The sequence below is a fragment of the Acidaminobacter sp. genome, from assembly GCF_030247605.1.
Lineage (GTDB): Bacteria > Bacillota > Clostridia > Peptostreptococcales > Acidaminobacteraceae > Acidaminobacter.
Window position 1 is genome coordinate 91,245 of the sequence record NZ_JAOTSB010000006.1, and the last position, 17,585, is coordinate 108,829.

The 17,585-nt window shown below is 48.9% G+C and carries 15 protein-coding genes and 2 tRNA genes; 16 read left to right on the plus strand and 1 reads right to left on the minus strand.

Going from position 1 to position 17,585, the window contains the following annotated elements; translation table 11 throughout:
• Window positions 1-108: 108 nt before the first annotated feature.
• Window positions 109-1,479: a UDP-N-acetylmuramate--L-alanine ligase gene (gene murC / locus OEL90_RS04790; protein ID WP_300687332.1), complete on the minus strand. Its 1,371-nt coding sequence runs from the start codon at window positions 1,477-1,479 to the stop codon at window positions 109-111.
• A 336-nt stretch (window positions 1,480-1,815) separates the two neighbouring features.
• On the opposite strand from murC, the gene purR reads away from it, so the two are divergent.
• From purR to OEL90_RS04870, 16 genes are all read left to right on the plus strand, one after another.
• Window positions 1,816-2,622 carry a pur operon repressor gene (gene purR, locus OEL90_RS04795; RefSeq protein ID WP_291399736.1) on the plus strand — a complete coding sequence of 269 codons (807 nt, stop codon included), beginning with the start codon at window positions 1,816-1,818 and terminating at the stop codon, window positions 2,620-2,622.
• A gap of 317 nt (window positions 2,623-2,939) precedes the next feature.
• On the plus strand, window positions 2,940-3,236 hold the full coding sequence (gene spoVG, locus OEL90_RS04800; protein ID WP_291399738.1) for a septation regulator SpoVG: 297 nt from the start codon (window positions 2,940-2,942) through the stop codon (window positions 3,234-3,236).
• A 223-nt stretch (window positions 3,237-3,459) separates the two neighbouring features.
• On the plus strand, window positions 3,460-4,824 hold the full coding sequence (glmU, locus tag OEL90_RS04805; RefSeq protein WP_291399741.1) for a bifunctional UDP-N-acetylglucosamine diphosphorylase/glucosamine-1-phosphate N-acetyltransferase GlmU: 1,365 nt from the start codon (window positions 3,460-3,462) through the stop codon (window positions 4,822-4,824).
• A gap of 74 nt (window positions 4,825-4,898) precedes the next feature.
• On the plus strand, window positions 4,899-5,849 hold the full coding sequence (locus OEL90_RS04810) for a ribose-phosphate diphosphokinase (RefSeq protein ID WP_291399742.1): 951 nt from the start codon (window positions 4,899-4,901) through the stop codon (window positions 5,847-5,849).
• 99 nt (window positions 5,850-5,948) lie between these two features.
• Window positions 5,949-6,515: an aminoacyl-tRNA hydrolase gene (pth, locus tag OEL90_RS04815; protein WP_291399745.1), complete on the plus strand. Its 567-nt coding sequence runs from the start codon at window positions 5,949-5,951 to the stop codon at window positions 6,513-6,515.
• 11 nt (window positions 6,516-6,526) lie between these two features.
• On the plus strand, window positions 6,527-10,024 hold the full coding sequence (mfd, locus tag OEL90_RS04820; RefSeq protein ID WP_300687333.1) for a transcription-repair coupling factor: 3,498 nt from the start codon (window positions 6,527-6,529) through the stop codon (window positions 10,022-10,024).
• A 50-nt stretch (window positions 10,025-10,074) separates the two neighbouring features.
• Window positions 10,075-11,058, plus strand: coding sequence for a peptidylprolyl isomerase (locus OEL90_RS04825; RefSeq protein ID WP_291399749.1), 984 nt, complete (start codon window positions 10,075-10,077; stop codon window positions 11,056-11,058).
• A gap of 136 nt (window positions 11,059-11,194) precedes the next feature.
• The gene (locus OEL90_RS04830) at window positions 11,195-12,832 is read left to right on the plus strand and encodes a putative polysaccharide biosynthesis protein (RefSeq protein WP_291399751.1); all 1,638 of its coding nucleotides are present in this window, start codon (window positions 11,195-11,197) and stop codon (window positions 12,830-12,832) included.
• 2 nt (window positions 12,833-12,834) lie between these two features.
• Window positions 12,835-14,313 (plus strand): nucleoside triphosphate pyrophosphohydrolase, encoded by a 1,479-nt coding sequence (gene mazG / locus OEL90_RS04835; RefSeq protein ID WP_300687336.1) that lies wholly within the window; start codon window positions 12,835-12,837, stop codon window positions 14,311-14,313.
• A gap of 98 nt (window positions 14,314-14,411) precedes the next feature.
• Window positions 14,412-14,690: an HU family DNA-binding protein gene (locus OEL90_RS04840; protein ID WP_291399755.1), complete on the plus strand. Its 279-nt coding sequence runs from the start codon at window positions 14,412-14,414 to the stop codon at window positions 14,688-14,690.
• A gap of 68 nt (window positions 14,691-14,758) precedes the next feature.
• Complete coding sequence (locus tag OEL90_RS04845; RefSeq protein ID WP_291399757.1) at window positions 14,759-15,007, plus strand: RNA-binding S4 domain-containing protein; 249 nt, start codon at window positions 14,759-14,761, stop codon at window positions 15,005-15,007.
• 49 nt (window positions 15,008-15,056) lie between these two features.
• Window positions 15,057-15,350 (plus strand): FtsB family cell division protein, encoded by a 294-nt coding sequence (locus tag OEL90_RS04850; protein WP_291399759.1) that lies wholly within the window; start codon window positions 15,057-15,059, stop codon window positions 15,348-15,350.
• Window positions 15,351-15,461: 111 nt separating this feature from the next.
• Window positions 15,462-16,061 (plus strand): S1 RNA-binding domain-containing protein, encoded by a 600-nt coding sequence (locus OEL90_RS04855; protein WP_291399843.1) that lies wholly within the window; start codon window positions 15,462-15,464, stop codon window positions 16,059-16,061.
• A gap of 64 nt (window positions 16,062-16,125) precedes the next feature.
• Window positions 16,126-17,049, plus strand: coding sequence for a Ppx/GppA phosphatase family protein (locus OEL90_RS04860; RefSeq protein ID WP_291399761.1), 924 nt, complete (start codon window positions 16,126-16,128; stop codon window positions 17,047-17,049).
• Window positions 17,050-17,208: 159 nt separating this feature from the next.
• Window positions 17,209-17,285, plus strand: a tRNA-Met gene (locus OEL90_RS04865).
• Between the two features lie 22 nt (window positions 17,286-17,307).
• A tRNA-Thr gene (locus OEL90_RS04870) sits at window positions 17,308-17,383 on the plus strand.
• The last annotated feature ends 202 nt before the right edge of the window (window positions 17,384-17,585 follow it).

Here is a 17,585-nt window from a genome sequence, read left to right on the forward strand (position 1 = left end):
CTCCATTAGTGGGCACCCGTTTTAAGTTTGAAATTTAATATTCGATATAAAGAAGGAGTCCAATGCCAATTTCAATTGAAATTGGCATTGGACTCCTTCTTGAATAATCTATTCGAGCATTAACTTTCCAAGCTCGTTGATATTGCCCGCACCCATGGTGAAAACCAGGTCGCCTGAAGCAGCGTGGCCTTTCAGATAGGAGGCGATTTCTTCAAAGGATGAAATATAGTAGGCTTCTTTGCCTGAAGTCTTAATCATTTCTGCAAGATCCCTTGAGTGGACGAGCCCGGTATCCTTCTCTCTGGCAGCGTAAATATCCGTGATAATCACGACGTCCGCCTGTTCAAAGGCCGTTGAGAACTCATTCAACAGCTCATGGGTTCGCGTATAAGTATGTGGTTGGAACACACAGAAAATTCGTTTGTGGGGAACGTTTTTCGCAGCGTTCAGAGTCGCTTTGACTTCGGAAGGATGATGCGCATAGTCGTCGATAATTTTGACCCCGTCCTTTTCGCCCAAGTGGTCAAAGCGGCGTACGGCACCTTTAAATCTGGAGAGTGCCAGTGCGGCATCCTCAACCGGGATACCAACATAGGTCGATCCGACAAACGCGGCTAAAGCATTGTAGATATTGTGTCTTCCTGGCACTTCGAGATGCAGTGCGGCGAGGTTTTTGCCTTTATGGTTGATATTGAACCTCGGGAATCCGGACGAAGTGAATTCAATGTCGGTCGCCTGATATTCGCAAGTGTTTGAGAGCCCAAAGGTTATAACGCGGCATTTGGCAGCATCCGCAACTTCGAGACAATTCGGATCATCTCCATTCAGGATGAGGACACCATCTGCCGGTGTGTCGGAAATATAGCGTCTGAAGGAGTCCTTGATGTGGTCAAGATCTCTGAAATAATCCAAATGGTCTGCTTCTATGTTGAGAACGACGGAAATCTTTGGCTTGAAACTGAGAAAGCTTTCCTTATATTCGCAGGCTTCTGTGACGATAATATCCCCATGGCCAACGCGGGCATTGCTTCCAATTTCCTTTACTTCTCCGCCGATGAGGAGCGTCGGATCCAGGTCGCTCTGACTGAGGACTACAGATACCATAGAGGTCGTGGTGGTTTTGCCGTGTGACCCTGAAATGGCTAGGCTTAGTTTGAACTCACGCATGATGATGCCAAGCATATCCGCTCTGGTGATGCACGGGATGCCACGCTCAATGGCACGTGCCAATTCTGGATTGTCAGCCCCAACAGCGGTTGTATAGACGACGACGTCCACATCATCCACATGGGAGGCTTCGTGGGTGAAGTAAATCTTGATGCCCTTCTGCTCCAGATTGTCAGTCAGCGTACTGTGCTTCAAATCAGATCCGGAGACCTGATAGCCGCGGTTGTTCAGAATCTCAGCAATAGCGCTGACGCCAACACCGCCAATGCCGATCAGGTGGTACTTTTTATTAAAAGGATTCAATTCCAACATATCGATTCTCCTCGTTTTGGACAATTAAATACATTTCTATACATCAGGCACCGTTTTCCCTCGACTGAAGTCGCGAGTAAGTAAGGTGGTTTAATCAATAAAAGGTCAGAAGACATTATACCATAAATAACCGGGAAGAATACATAGTATTGAACTGCGGTCAACATAATTCTGCGATAATTCTGCAGCAGACTGAGGTAAGAAGTTCAAAAAAAGCAAAAAAGAACGTGCAATAACCTGAAAATACGAAGATTAAAGTAAAGTCCTTCTTGAAATCCTCAAAAAAAGCGAATAAACTAAAGATAAATCTTTATAACATTCGGTTGGAGGGCGTTCATGGATAATAAGCTGAAACGCAATGAACGGATTGGCGCTATAGTGAAAGTACTTTGCGACAGACCAAACAGGATCTTCACTCTGGGTTATTTTACGGAGCTGTTTAATGCAGCAAAGTCGACGATCAGTGAAGATCTCGTCATCGTCAAAAAAATCATGGAGACCATGTCCTTTGGTCGTGTTGAAACCATCGCAGGCGCGGCGGGCGGAGTCAAATACATTCCAGTAGTTGTGCCGGAGCGCAGGACAAAGATACTGGAACAAATTGCGGATAAAATGCGCGATCCTAAAAGGATTATTCCGGGCGGATTCCTTTACATAGGCGATTTGCTGTACGATCCATACTTTATGAAGGATGTCGGGGAGATTTTTGCGGAGATGTTCTCTTACAGAGGGATCGACTACGTGCTGACTGTGGAGACCAAGGGCATCCCGCTGGCCATGATGACGGCAAACGGGCTGAACTGTCCGCTGGTTGTCGCGCGCAACGAAAACCGTGTCACAGAAGGTGCGACCATCAGCATTAATTATGTCTCAGGCTCGACAGGGCAGATTCAAACCATGTATGTTTCGAAAAACGCCATAAAGCCCGGGTCCAAAGTTTTAATCATTGACGACTTTATGCGTGCCGGCGGTACGGTACTTGGTCTGATAGACCTGGTCCATGAGCTTGGCAGTGTGGTGGAAGGCGTCGGCGTACTCCTGGAGACTGCGGAGCCCGCGAATAAAATGGTGAGCGACTATACGGCGCTGTTGACGCTGGATCGGGTTTCAAGAGAGGAAATCGTTGTCAGACTGAAACAATAATGGTCGGCTGAGGAACCATCGGTAAAAAATGTAACACAATATTTAAAATATTTCGAAAAATTTTTTATTATTGAAGGATTTCAGGCATCAGTGTTGAATTAGTATCGGACGTGTTCAAGCACCCTGTAAACACAAAAACTAGAACTGCAACAGGTTAAAATTTCGCAGTCCGGCGTTGTCGTCATCCGCGATACTGCTTAGTATCGCTGCTTTCTCCGCCTTGTACTTCGAAATTTTTCCGCTGTTGTAGGATATAGTTTTAGAATTTACAGGGTACCAGCGTTAACTCAGACAGAGCGAAAGGCAGGTTCGAGAGGATGAAAATAACTGACGTCAGGATTCGCAAACTGCGGGATGAAGGCAAAATGAAGGCCGTTGTGTCGGTGACACTGGATGATGTCTTTGTCGTTCACGACATCAAGATCATTGAAGGCCAGAGTGGCTTATTCGTCGCCATGCCGAGCAGAAAAGTCGGAGAAGGCGACTACCGTGACATTGCGCATCCTATCAACCAGGAGACGCGTAGAATGCTTCAGGACGTGATCTTTGCGGAGTATGACCGCGCGAAGACCATCGGAGAATTTGATGAAGCGGAAGAACTGACTGACCTTTAAGCGTTCCGTGGAAATGAGTTGACGCGCTAACTTGCGGCTCAGGATGGAACGGACTGTGCTGAAGCACGGGCTAACATGAGCCCTGCTTCAGTATTTTTTTTCTATGCCCTTCAGGATTTATTTCTTCTGTTACCGCGGTTTGTTAAAAATATGGTATAATCCCTTTGAAAAGCGTTCAAACGGATCAAAAAATCATAATTTAAGATATAAGGAGTCGAAAGGCATGAATTTAGCATCAATTATTCTCGCAGCCGGAGAGGGGACGAGAATGAAGTCAAAGCTCCCCAAAGTACTGCATCGCGTTGCGGGTAAAGCTATGGTGGAGCACGTTATGGATGCCGCGGCAAAAGTCGGCTCAGACCGGACCATACTGGTCGTTGGCAGCGGCAAGTCAGCGGTCGAAGCGGCCCTCAGCGGGCGGAAAGTTTTTTATGCCCATCAGACTGAGCGCCTTGGAACAGGACATGCGGTCTCCATCGCCCTTGAAGCACTTGGTGACGAGGCACACGTGCTGATTCTCTGCGGTGATACGCCGCTCCTGTCATCAAAGACCTTGGAAGCGCTCGTTCAGTATCATGAAAAATCAGGTGCGGGATGCACCGTGCTGACAGCTGAACTCGAATCGCCTTATGGTTACGGCAGGATTCTAAGGGATTCAGAAGGCAATGTACTCGGCATAGTCGAAGAAAAGGACGCGTCTGCTGAAGAAAAACGCATCAAAGAGATCAACTCCGGTGTCTATGTCGTCAAACGCGAAACGCTGCTGACTGAAATCCCGAGAATTAGAAATGACAACGCCCAGGGTGAATATTATTTGACGGATTTAATCAAGTTGGCGCGTGAGTCCGGGGAGAGAGTCGGTGCTTACAAAACAGAGGATGCTTCAGAAATCAGCGGCGTCAATTCCAGAGTCCAGCTCAGCGAATGTGAAACGCTGCTGCGCCAGCGCATCAATAAAGCTTTGATGCTGGAGGGCGTGACCATGATTGATCCTTCTTCGGTCTATGTAGACGCGGACGTTGTCATCGGTCGCGACACGGTAGTTTATCCGGGCTGTATTATCGAAAAGGGCACGGTTATTGGGGAAGACTGTGAAATTGGGCCTAACGCAAGACTGAAGCACTGCCATATTGGAAATGGCGTTACCTTCAAAGACTCCACGGGTATTGAGAGTTCTGTGGGAGATGATTCAACCGTCGGTCCATACGCCTATTTGAGACCGGGCTCTGTCCTGGGCCAGCGCGTAAAGGTAGGCGACTTCGTCGAGATCAAGAATTCCAATATTGGGGATGACGCAAAAATCTCCCATCTTACCTACGTTGGGGACGGAGATGTCGGAGAAAATGTCAATCTTGGCTGCGGCGTTGTCTTCGTCAACTACGACGGCAAGAAGAAGCACCGAACTGTTGTGGAAAATGACGCGTTTGTTGGCTGCAATGTCAACCTGATCTCTCCTGTAACTGTGGGTGAAGGCGCCTATGTCGCGGCAGGAAGCACCATTACCAAAGATGTTCCAAGTGGTTCACTCGCCATAGCCAGAGATAAGCAGAAAAACATTGAAGGCTGGGTCAAACGAAAAAACCGTTGAGCGAACAACCTAAAATAAGCCATTTCCGGAGACAGAGAGATCCGGAAGGCAAAAAGACTGACTGGAGGGTCAACATGCACACGAAAGGCAAAAAGATCAAGATTTTTTCAGGCAACTCAAATCCTGAGCTTGCGAGAAATATTTGCGCGGAAATCGGTCTTCCGCTGGGAGACGCTGAGGTAACCAGCTTCAGTGATGGCGAAATCGCTGTCAATATCAACGAGACAGTTCGCGGTGTGGATGTTTTTATCATTCAGTCCACCAGCATTCCTAACGTCAACAATTTTCTCATGGAACTTCTGATCATGATTGATGCCTGCAAACGCGCATCAGCAGGCAGAATCACCGCGGTCATTCCTTACTATGGCTATGCGCGCCAGGACAGAAAGGCCAAAGCCCGGGATCCAATCAGCGCAAAACTCGTCGCCAACCTCTTGACAGCTGCCGGCGCGGACCGCGTTCTGACCATGGATCTCCACGCGGCTCAGATTCAGGGCTATTTTGACATTCCGGTGGATCATCTTGTCGGTGGTCCTATACTGGCTGATTACTTCTCGAAGAAGCAGATTGAAGACCTTGTCATTGTATCGCCTGACCTGGGCAGCGTCGCACGTTCCAGGAAGTTTGCGGAAATGCTGGATGCGCCAATCGCTATCATTGACAAGCGCCGTCCAAAAGCGAACATGAGCGAAATTATGAACGTCATTGGTGATGTTTCAGGTAAAAATGTCATTCTGATCGACGACATGATCGATACCGCCGGGACTATCGTCAATGCAGCAAAAGCGCTGAAAGGTCTTGGCGCGAAAGACGTCTACGCTTGCTGCACCCATGCCGTTCTTTCTGGTCCTGCCATTGAGCGGATTAAAGATTCAGGCATTGATGAACTGGTTGTGCTTGACACCATTTACCAGAAGGATCGCGACAAACTTGACAATCTGGTCCAACTTTCTGTAGCGGGATTATTCGCAGAATCCATTCGCAGAATTTTCAACAATGATTCAGTGTCTAAGCTGTTTGACTAAAATTAATTGTAATTCAATAGGACGACAATTGGGCCGGACTTCTTTTTCCGGCCATTTTTTTGTTATAATGAAGCTGTCTCATAAGTAGGAGGAGTAAAAGTGTATCTGATCGTAGGCCTTGGCAATCCGGGGAAGAAATATGACGCGACACGGCATAATGTAGGCTTTGAAGCCATTGATGTCCTCGCAGACCGATTGTCCGTCAAGGTTTCCAAAATCAAGTTCAAAGCCTTGATAGGTGAAACGGTATATAAAGGTCATAAGGTGATCCTGGCAAAGCCGCAAACCTTCATGAACCTCAGCGGCGAAGCGGTACACGACATGATGCGGTATTATGGCATTCCTGTTTCGAATCTCATTGTCATTTATGATGACTTCGACACTGAAATCGGGAAAATCCGCATCCGAAAGAGCGGCAGCGCAGGCTCACACAATGGGATGAAGCACATCATCTACAGACTGACGGATGAAAGCTTTCCGCGTATAAGAATTGGCATTGGCCGCCCTGGTCCGGGATGGATTATGGCGGATTTTGTGTTGTCCAGATTTGATAAAGAACAGGTTCCTGCGGTCATTGAAGCCGTTAAAAGCGCCGCAGACGCCGCGCTTTGCATCGTCGACAGCGGCGTGGACCTGGCCATGAACCGCCATAATGTCAAAGGATAAGAGGGATTGAAGTGAAGGCATTACTGCAGGCTTTAGCCAGTACAAAAGAATACCGCACGCTCATGGACGCTTATGACAGAGAGGTCCGGACTATTTCTGTCGACGGACTGAACAGCCGGGCTATGGGCGCGCTGGTAGCGACGCTGCGTCAGGATTTGAGGGGCAGGATGCTCGTCATAGCGCCTAATGACAGTGAGGCCAGGGAATTCTTGGACCAGTACGCCGGCTTCTCCGAGGATGCGGTCTATATCCCGGCGAGAGAGCTGGCCTTATTCGATTCCTTCGCTCATTCGAGAAGCGTTATTGACCAAAGGGTCGCTGCCTTATGCAGTTTGCTCGACCGCGAAGACGGCATGGTCTATGTCGCGCCGGTCGAAGCGTTGTCGACCAAGCTGGCGCCGCCGGATGTGTTTGCTGCGGGCTTAATCCGGCTCGAAGTGGGCCAGACCATGGAAATTTCAATGTTGGTTCAAGAACTCGGCCGCCTAGGTTACATGAGAGAGGAGATCGTCGAGAGTCCGGCGGCATTCTCTGTCCGGGGCGGAATCCTCGATGTCTTTCCGGTGGATCGTGCAGAACCGCTGCGCATCGAGTTTTTTGACGATGAAATTGACTCCATCCGTTCTTTTGATCCTGAGTCCCAGCGATCGGTTGAAAAGCTGAGTGCGGTGAGGCTGAGACCTGCGACGGAATTTGTCCTCAATGCGCAGATTGCCGAAGCCATTATTAACAAACTGGACAAAAGGATCAAAAAGAAGAATTTGGATGAAAAATATTTAGCCCACCTCGAAGAGGTGAGAGAGGCCATTTCTCAGGGTTATGCCTCTGATGATCACGACAAGTATTATCCACTCGCTTTCGAAGCGGCGTATTCTACCTTAATGGACTATTTTGGCCGTGAGGATTTGATTATCATCCTCGACGACGCTAGAGTTCACGACCGCTATAAAATGACCTATGAAGGTTTTCTTGAGAATTTTAAAAATTATCTGGAATCCGGCAGAACGCTCCCTGAAATGGCGCAGCGGATCCCGGCACTGAACCAGATGTTTGATCATATGCGGCATACGCGGCTTTTAACGGTGGATGCGCTCATTAAGCGCACACCGGATTTTGTCGCGGGTGAACGCGTCAAATTTGAGACCATGGAGAGCGCACCTTATTACGGTAAAATGGAACTCCTGATCACAGATTTGGAACGCTGGCTCGGGCATGGACAAAGTGTTCTGCTGGCGCTGTCCAGTGAGTCCAGGCGCGACAATGTCGCAAAGGAGCTTCAGAACGCAGGCCTATTCGTGGATGTTTACCGGACTGAAGCCCCGGAATTAAAACCTGGCCGAGCTTCTGTCTGCCTTGGGACCGTAGCGGCCGGTTTTCAGCTGATGAGCGCCAGAATGACATTGCTGACAGACAGAGAGATTTTTGGAGCACCACAGAAACGCCGCACAGCCAAATCTAAATCCAAGGGACAGATGATCAAAAGCTTTAATGAGCTCACCGTCGGTAGTCTCGTCGTTCACGAGTCTCATGGCATAGGACGCTATATTGGCGTGGATCAGCTTACCGTAGATGGCCTCAAGCGGGATTACATTAAAATAGGATATTCCGGAGATGACTTTCTTTATGTGCCGGTGGAAAATATGGACACCCTCCAGAATTATGTCGGTGCGGAGGAAGCCAGCGTCAAACTTTCCAGGCTGGGGACCGCAGAGTGGTCCAAAGCTAAAGCCAAGGTCAGGAAAGCCATTGAAGATATGACGGAAGAACTCGTGGCACTCTACGCTGCCAGAAGTAAAGCTGTGGGATATGCTTTCGCGGAGGACAACGACTGGCAAAAAAACTTCGAGGACATGTTCCCTTATGAGGAGACGCCGGATCAGCTCCGCTGCATAGTGGAGATCAAGCGGGACATGGAGACGCCAAAACCCATGGAGCGGCTTCTTTGCGGCGACGTTGGCTATGGGAAGACCGAAGTTGCCATTCGAGCAGTCTTTAAGGCGGTCATGGATGGGAAGCAGGTCGCTTTTTTGGTGCCGACCACGATTCTGGCGCAGCAGCATTTCAACACCATGCAAAACAGGTTTTCAAAGTATCCCGTCAAAGTGGAGATGCTCAGCCGTTTTAGGACGAAAAAGCAGCAGGATAAAATTATTGACAATCTCAGAACGGGACTTTTGGATGTTGTCGTGGGTACTCACAGAATACTGTCCAAGGATGTCGTCTACAAAGACCTTGGGCTCCTGGTGGTCGATGAAGAGCAGCGCTTTGGCGTGCGCCATAAGGAATCCATCAAAAAACTCAAGGCGCAGATTGACGTCCTTACCCTGACTGCCACACCTATACCTAGAACCCTTCATATGTCACTTTCCGGCATCCGAGATATGAGCTTAATCGAAGATCCGCCTGAGGACCGGTATCCTATTCAGACCTATGTGGTGGAATATGATGCGAGCTTGATTCGGGAATGGATTCTGAGAGAGGTTGACAGGGGCGGGCAGGTGTTCTTCGTTCACAACCGGGTTCAGGATATTGACCGCATCACGGCACGGCTGTCAGAGATGATGCCTGAAGCTCGTTTTGACTATGCTCATGGACAGATGCCGGAGCATAAGCTTGAGAATCTGATGATCTCCTTCATGAATCACGAATTCGACGTTCTGGTAAGTACAACTATTATTGAGACGGGGCTGGATATGTCCAATGTCAATACCATCCTGATCAATGACGCGGATAAAATGGGCCTGTCCCAGCTCTATCAGCTGAGAGGACGGGTGGGCAGAAGCAACAGAATAGCCTATGCTTATCTGATGTATCAGAAGGACAAAGTGCTGACAGAAGTGGCAGAAAAACGTCTGAAAGCAATTAAGGAGTTTACGGAGCTGGGCGCGGGCTTCAAAATTGCCATGAAGGATCTTGAAATCCGGGGGGCAGGCAATCTTTTGGGTTCAGATCAGCATGGGCACATGTCTCAGGTTGGCTATGAAATGTACAGCAAGCTCCTGGAGGAGCATGTTCGAAAGATCAAGGGCGAGACCGTGGAAGAACAGTTTGAGACCACAATTGAGTTTTCCATTAATGCTTTTATCCCTGATGATTATGTGGCCAACAGCGACCACAAGCTTGAGCTGTATAAAAAGATCGCTGCCATTCGGGATCAGAGGGATCGCTTTAACATTGAGGAGGAGATTGAAGACCGGTTTGGTACCTTGCCAAAACCAGTGTACAACCTTCTGGCGATCGCCCACGTCAAAGCCATGGCCCAAAGGCTGGGCATCCGGCTGATCCGCGAAGGAGAAGATCACGTGATCGCGAACTTCCAGCACAATGAGCGGATGGGGATTCAGGTTGTGGCGGAAGCCTCGGCGGTCTACGGGCGCAGAATTGCTTTCAATATGAGCGGAAAGCCTTATTTCAAGTATAAGTTCAGCCAGCCAAAGCTTACAAAAGAAGATAAGGCGAAAGAACTTGAAACCTTATTGTTAAAAATAATCTCTATGAACACGAACTGATTTGTTATATAATCGAGTTCGAGTCAACATAATGAGGGAGTGTGTAAATTTTGAAAACCATAAAGCGATCATTGAGCCTGACACTGGCTCTGATATTGGTATTGGCGCTTTCACTAGGGGGTTGCCAGAAAAAAGACAGCAGCGGTGCGGTGGTGCCTGAAAATGCGGTTGCTGTTGTCAATGGTGAAGTTATGGATCTCGAGACGTTCAACAAGGCGTTCGCCATGGTAGAGCGCAGTTATAATGAACTTTACGGGGATACCATCTGGACACAGGAAATTCAGGGTCAGACAGTCAGAGACATGATCCGCGAGCGGATCCTTGAAGCCATGGTCATTGAAAAACTCATTATTGGGCATGTCTCTTCCACGGATTATAAACTCAGTGAAGAAGAGGTTGAAGAGGCCTATACAGCATTTATGGAAACGGCGGCAGAGGACGCAGATCTGACAGCGTTTTATGAGGCAAACGGCATAGATGAAGCTTATATAAAATCCCAGATAGAATCCAAACTCTATACTGAAGAATTCGAGCGCCTGGTATATACAGAAGTAGAAGGTGACACTGCCAACCTTGAAAATCTGTACGACACCTACCCGCTCCAGGTCGATGCCAGCCATATCTTGGTCGCGGAAGCTGCCCTGGCAGATGAGATCAAAGGAAAAATTGCCGCGGGTGAAGACTTCGCTGAACTGGCAAAGCAGTATTCTGTTGACACAGGCTCAGCTCAAACCGGTGGCGCACTTGGATTATTCGGAAGAGGTACTATGGTTGAAGAGTTCGAAAAAGCAGCCTTTGCTTTAAAAGCAGGTGAGGTTAGCGAAGTAATCCAGTCGCAGTTCGGATATCACATCATTAAGGTGCATGACGTCCAAACACTCAACACCATGAAAGCGAACGGCGCTTCAGAGCAGGAGATCGAGATTCAGAAATCGGCACTGCTGAGCAATATCGCTCAAGATGCCTATCTGGCGAAGATTGACGCTTTAAAAGCTGAAGCCACAGTTGACACTTTCCCAGAGCGTATTAAATAGTCCGGAAGATCAGACGGGGTCACCGGCAAATCAAACACAGCACTTTGAATTGAAAGACCTGAGGGATTGACTAGGCCGACTATTCAATCCCTTTTTCGTGATATAATAGTCACAGCAAATCCACGGAGGGATCGACATGCCTACACCCGACAGTAAGAAAAACAGTTCATCCACCTTTATACGCGGGGCCGCGATTCTTGGCGCTGCAGCGATTCTTGTAAAAGTTCTTGGCGCCTTCTTCAGGATTCCTCTTGGGAATATCATTGGCGACAAGGGGATGAGCTATTATCAGGGCGCATATGCCTATTACATTATGCTTTTAACGGCATCCACAGCCGGAATTCCAACCGCCATAGCCAAAATTGTCTCAGAACGTCTGGCCAAAGGCAATGAACGAGGGGCCATGAGCATTGTCAGAGTGTCCAATGTCCTCATGCTCGTCATAGGCGCTGCTTCTGCCCTTCTGTTGTTCATTTTTGCACCATGGATCACGGAAGCCAACGAAAACTACGGCTCGCTGATGTCTATGCGCGCCCTTGCCCCGGCGCTGTTCTTTGTGTCTATGATGGCAGTCTACCGCGGCTACTTCCAAGGTCGTCAGATGATGGAGCCTTTCGCCATTTCCCAGGTCATTGAGCAGCTGTTCAGAGTTGTCGGCGGTCTTGGACTCGCTATTGTCTTTCTTCAGTCCGGCTTTGAATTTGCGGCGGCCGGCGCTACCTTTGGCGCCACCACGGGGGCCGTTATTGGGTTTGCAGCGGTCTATTACATGTACAGAAAATTTGTTAAAACCAGCGGGATTGATTTTAATCAGGGCACCGGCGAGCACGAGTCGTTCTGGAAAGTCCTCGGCGAGATTCTCATGATCGCTATTCCTATAACCATCGGCGCCTCGGTCATGCCTATAATGGGTTTGTTCGACGCCTCCATTGTCATTGTCAGGCTCAAGGAGATTGGATTCAGCGGCGCGGATGCGGAATCTCTCTATGGGCAGCTCTCCGGTTTTGCGCAGTCCATTGTCAATTTGCCGCAGGTCATTACCGCTGCCGTACAGATCAGTATAGTGCCTGCTATTGCGAATCTCAAAACTTTGGGCGACAACAAAGGTCTGACCCACAATGTGGAGACGGGCATGCGTCTGGCCATGATTATTGGATTGCCGGCGGCTGCGGGCATCTCCCTCCTGGCGGAGCCAATTATTCGACTTCTCTATTTCAATCAGCCGGATGTCTGGGTAACCACGGGAAAAATCCTGGCGGTTTACGGCTGGGGGATCATCTTTTTGTCACTGTACCAGATCACGACCGGAATTATTCAAGGCTTTGGCAAGCCTGTCCTGCCGGCGATCTTTCTCATGGCCGGCGCAGTTTTTAAGCTTGTGCTCAACTATACGCTGGTCAGCATTCCGAGCCTGAATGTCCTCGGCGCTGCCATTGCGACTGTAACGGCCTTTGCAGTAGCAGCCATCCTCAACGTCGTCTATATCATGACCCGTAAGGAAATCAATCTCAATATATCCAAGGTGTTTACACGCCCGATCATCGATACGGTGGTCATGGGTCTTGTCGTGGTAGCCTCCTATGCCCTGTTCACGATGTTTCTCCCAGGGCGCCTGGCTACAGTCGCTTCCATTTTGCTGGGTGGTTTTGTTTACCTGATCATGCTCTTCGTGACGGAAACGATTACAGATGAGGACATGGATATGATGCCAGGCGGCACAAAGCTTAAAAAGCTCGGCGCGAAACTGCGCATCCGCAAAGACGGGAGGTCCTGATTATGGCGAAGATCACCGTAGTGGGCATGGGCCCGGGTACGCTGGATTTCATGACCATTAAAAGCCTTGAAACCTTAAAGAATGCAGCCGTCGTCAGCTTGCGTACAGCCCGGCATCCGGTAGTCAAACCGCTGGAGGAACTGGGTTGCAGGTTTGAGTCCTACGACGATTATTATGAGCAGTTCGAGACCTTTGACGAGGTCTATGAAGCCATTGTTTCAGACCTTCTGAAGCGCGCTATGCACGAAGATATTGTGTATGCAGTGCCGGGGAGTCCCTTTGTGGCGGAAAATACGGTGGAGCGGTTGATTGAACTGGCACCGCTTCATGGCATTGAGCTCGACTTTGTCCATGGTACCAGTTTTCTGGATGCCATGATTCATACTTTAAAAATCGATCCCGTCTCCGGTCTGTCCATTCTGGACGCTTTTAAGATTGAAAACACTGAAATAGTGCAAACGGTTGACTTGCTGATTCTCCAGGTCTACGACCAGGCGATTGGCTCCATGGTCAAGCTGAGGCTGATGGACTATTATCCGGATGACCACGACATACTCATAGTCAGGGCGGCAGGTATTCCCGGGGAAGAAAAAGTCACGCGGATTCCCCTCTACCAGCTGGATAGAGCGGAGCATCTGGATGCCCTGGATCATCTGACCTCGCTGTGGATTCCGAGAATTGACACTAAGGTGGACCATCGCTATAGGTTCAGCGAACTGGTTGCCATTATGAAGAGACTCAGAGATGTAAATGGCTGTCCCTGGGACCGCAAGCAGACGCACCAGTCCTTGAGGCAGTACTTGATTGAAGAAGCTTATGAAGTCGTGGACACTATAGACAATGACGATCTGCCGGCGCTTGAAGAGGAACTTGGCGATGTCCTGCTGCAGGTGGTCTTCCATAGCGAGATCGCCGCAGAGAACGGGTATTTTGACGTCACGGATGTTATTTCGGGTATTTGCAGGAAACTCATCCATCGGCATCCACACGTCTTTGGGGAGCTTTCCGTGGAGGACGCGGAGGAAGTTGTCACCAACTGGGAGCAAATCAAGCGGGAAGAAAAAGCCATTGAGTCTGTGACAGAGGCCATGAAGCAGCTGCCTATGGCACTTCCGTCGACACTGAGGGCTTACAAGGCTCAGAAAAAAGCGGCGGTTGTCGGTTTTGACTGGCCGGATGTCGAGGGCGCCTTTGAGAAAATCCATGAGGAGATCGATGAGCTGCTGGAGGAAATGAACGCTGAAGAGCGCGATGAGTCGAAGCTGTCCGGTGAGGTTGGCGATTTATTGTTCGCGGTCATCAATGTCAGCCGTTTTTTGAAGGTCAATCCGGAGCTGGCGCTCAACAAAACCATTGAGAAATTTATCCGGCGTTTCCAAGCAATTGAGGAAAGTGAGCCAGCAAAAGCCCGAGGTTTGGAAAATTTATCCTTATCAGAGATGGATAACCTCTGGAATCGTGCAAAAATCAACGATTTGTAGGCAAAATCCTAAAAAATGTCTTGAAATGACAGGTACTTACAGGATAAGATAGTAATAGCTTATAACGAGCCGAAATACTTAGATGAGGAGGGTTTTTAGTGAACAAGGCTGAATTGGTAACAAGCATGGCAGAAAAGTCCGGTTTGACTAAAAAAGACGCTGAGGCTGCTTTAAACGCATTCATGAAGAGCGTCGAGGAAGCGCTTGCAAAAGACGATAAGGTACAGCTCGTCGGCTTTGGCACGTTTGACGTCAGAGAGCGTAAAGCAAGAAAAGGCAGAAACCCAAGAAATCCAGAAGAAGTGATTGCGATCCCAGCATCGAAGGCACCTGTATTTAAAGCCGGTAAAGCGCTTAAGGAATTAGTCAATCTGTAGTCACTATAAGAAAAAGCAGCTGGCAAGCTGCTTTTTTTTTACCACGAGCATGGAGGCACCTGGAGAAGATGAGAATCGACAAGTTTTTAAAGAACAGCCGCCTGATCAAGCGCCGCACCGTGGCCAAGGATGCGTGCGAACAAAGCCGCATTGAGATCAATGGCAAGCAAGTCAAGCCTAGCGCCAATGTCGCTGTAGGGGACAAGGTTACCTTGAGAATTGGTGAGAACTACATAACAGTTGAGGTCCTGGCGCTCACGGAGCATGTCACCAAGGATAGTGCCAAGGAAATGTACCGCATTTTAGATGAGAATTAGTACATCGAATATAACCTCTTGAAACAGAGAATTGCAGGGGGGAGATCCCATGAAGCCGGTCAAAAAAAAGAATCCGCTGCTCAGGCATAAATTCCTCGTCCTGTTCATCATTGCATTTTCGATCTACTTTGTCGTCACCGTCATCAATCAGGAGATCAGGCTAAGAGATCTCAAGGTTGAAGAGGTGCGGCTGAATCAGGAAATCGAGCGGCTTAGTGAAGAAAAAGAGAAACTTGAGCAGGACCTGAAAGCGTCACAAAGCCTGGATAATATTGAAAAAATTGCGAGATCAAAGTTGAAAATGGTTATGCCGAACGAGATTATCTATGTAATCCAGGAATAGTAAGGGTCGTGAACAAAATTTACAAAATTCAGGACTGCCGAGGTTGACAGTCCGACTTGCTTTCACTATAATTGGAAGGAACAAAACATTTAGGAGGAATGATTGATTACTATGTCCGCTGTTGAAATCGGAAAAATCGTTGATGGGGTTGTCACCGGAATTACCAGCTTTGGAGCATTTATACAGCTTCCGGATGGAAAAACAGGACTGTGTCACATCTCAGAAATTGCTGACAGTTACGTAAAGAATGTTTCTGATTTCCTGAAGGAATCACAACCGGTCAAGGTCAAGATCATCAATATTGATGAAAAAGGCAAGGTCAGTCTGTCTATTCGCCAGGCTATGCCTAAACCGGAAAACGCTCCGGCTGCTGCCCCAAGCCAAGGTTATCAGGGAAGACCACAAGGCGGCTCGCCAAGACCACATGGCAATGGGCCAAGACCACAGGGTAACGCGCCGAGATCACAGGGCTACGCGCCAAGATCCTCTGAATCGGGAAGAGATCAGCGTCCAGGTAATCGTCCTTCAAGTCCGGCACCATACTTTTCACCAAAACCACAGAACTTTAGGTCCGAGCGAACCAATTCGGGCGGTGGCTTTGAAGATATGCTGACGAGCTTTATGAAAGACTCGGATGACAAACTTAAAGGCATTAAAAAGAATGCCAAGTCGAGCCGCAGAGGCAACGGCTTTAGCACGAAAACAAAGTAATGCAATTCGCCGGCCTGGACCGGCGATTTTTTTTATCGTTGAATATGAGATGAGGTGGATAGGTGTGGAGAAAATCTCGGTCATTGATATGGGGAGCAATTCGATCCGTCTGCTTATGGCAGAGTTGGAAGGCGGAAAATTGGTCGGTGCTGAGAAACTGCTCAGTATGACACGACTAGGAGCAGGTGTGGATCAGACCGGGCTGCTCCGGCAGATGTCCATGGATGAGACTATTGAAGCGGTCCGCGCGTTCAAAGCTTTGGCCGATGGTCGCGGCTCCCGCTTATTGGGCGCCTTTGCAACAAGCGCGGTTCGCGAAGCGGGCAATGGTCATGCCTTTGCCAGACGTGTTGAGCTTGAGACGGACGTTCCCGTTGAAATTGTCAGCGGTGAAGAGGAGGCCGTACTGGGCTTCCAAGGGGTCTTAGCCGGCTTGACGCATCCCGGTCGGGTGCTGGTCATAGATATTGGCGGCGGAAGCGCAGAGCTCATTCTGGGGGATTCTGAGGGGATCGCCCACAAGGTGTCGCTTCCTCTCGGTGCTGTACGGATGACTGAGCGGTGGCTAAAAAGTGATCCGCCAACTATGTCAGAGGTGGACGCGCTTAGAGGTGACGCACTGGAACATCTGGATGCTTGGCGCGAGCTTGTAATCGGATATAGGCCTGAGTCAGCCGTGGGGATTGGGGGGACAGCAACAACGCTTGGCGCTATTGCGCTTGGCATGAAAGCTTATGACCGGGAACGCATTCAAGGCTTCGAACTCTCCGTTCGGGGGCTGGATGACTTGATCCTCAGACTCTCGGAAATGCCGCTTGAGGTGCGGCGCGAAGTGCCGGGACTACAGCCTAAGCGTGCGGATATCATTATTGCAGGGGCGCTGGTGCTGGAAACCATCTTAAAGACATTTGACATGACGGGCTATGGGGTCAGTGACTATGACAACCTTGAAGGACTGCTGGTATCAAGGGGCTATCTGAATCTTTAAACTAACAAATGATCAGTTTAAAAATGAGAAAGATAGAGACGGCAGCTTTGCAATGGGCTTTAAAATGGAAAAATACTGGCTTGACGTGATCTTTGGGATCGTGTAATATAATGTATGTGTTTACCAGGCACTGGGGAAGTGGCTTCAAATCCTGGCCTTGGCGGTGTAGCTTAGTTGGCTAGAGCGTCCGGTTCATACCCGGAAGGTCGGTGGTTCGAATCCGCCCACCGCTACCATTTTTTTGATTTCTTTGGTCATGCCGGCATAGCTCAATTGGTAGAGCAGCTGAATCGTAATCAGCAGGTCGCGGGTTCGAGTCCCATTGCCGGCTCCACTTCAAACCATTGGAAATGCCAGATTCTTGCGAGTTGAGAATCTGGTGTTTTTTCGTTTTTTGGCGTTTGTCTCCAGGTTGTCTCCAGTTCGCAAGCAGCTACATTAATGACCGGTTCTGCCACCTGAATAACATCTGCCTTGACCAAACAGGAATTTTCATTCAAAATTGAAGTATGAATAGTCGGAATTGTGCGACTGTC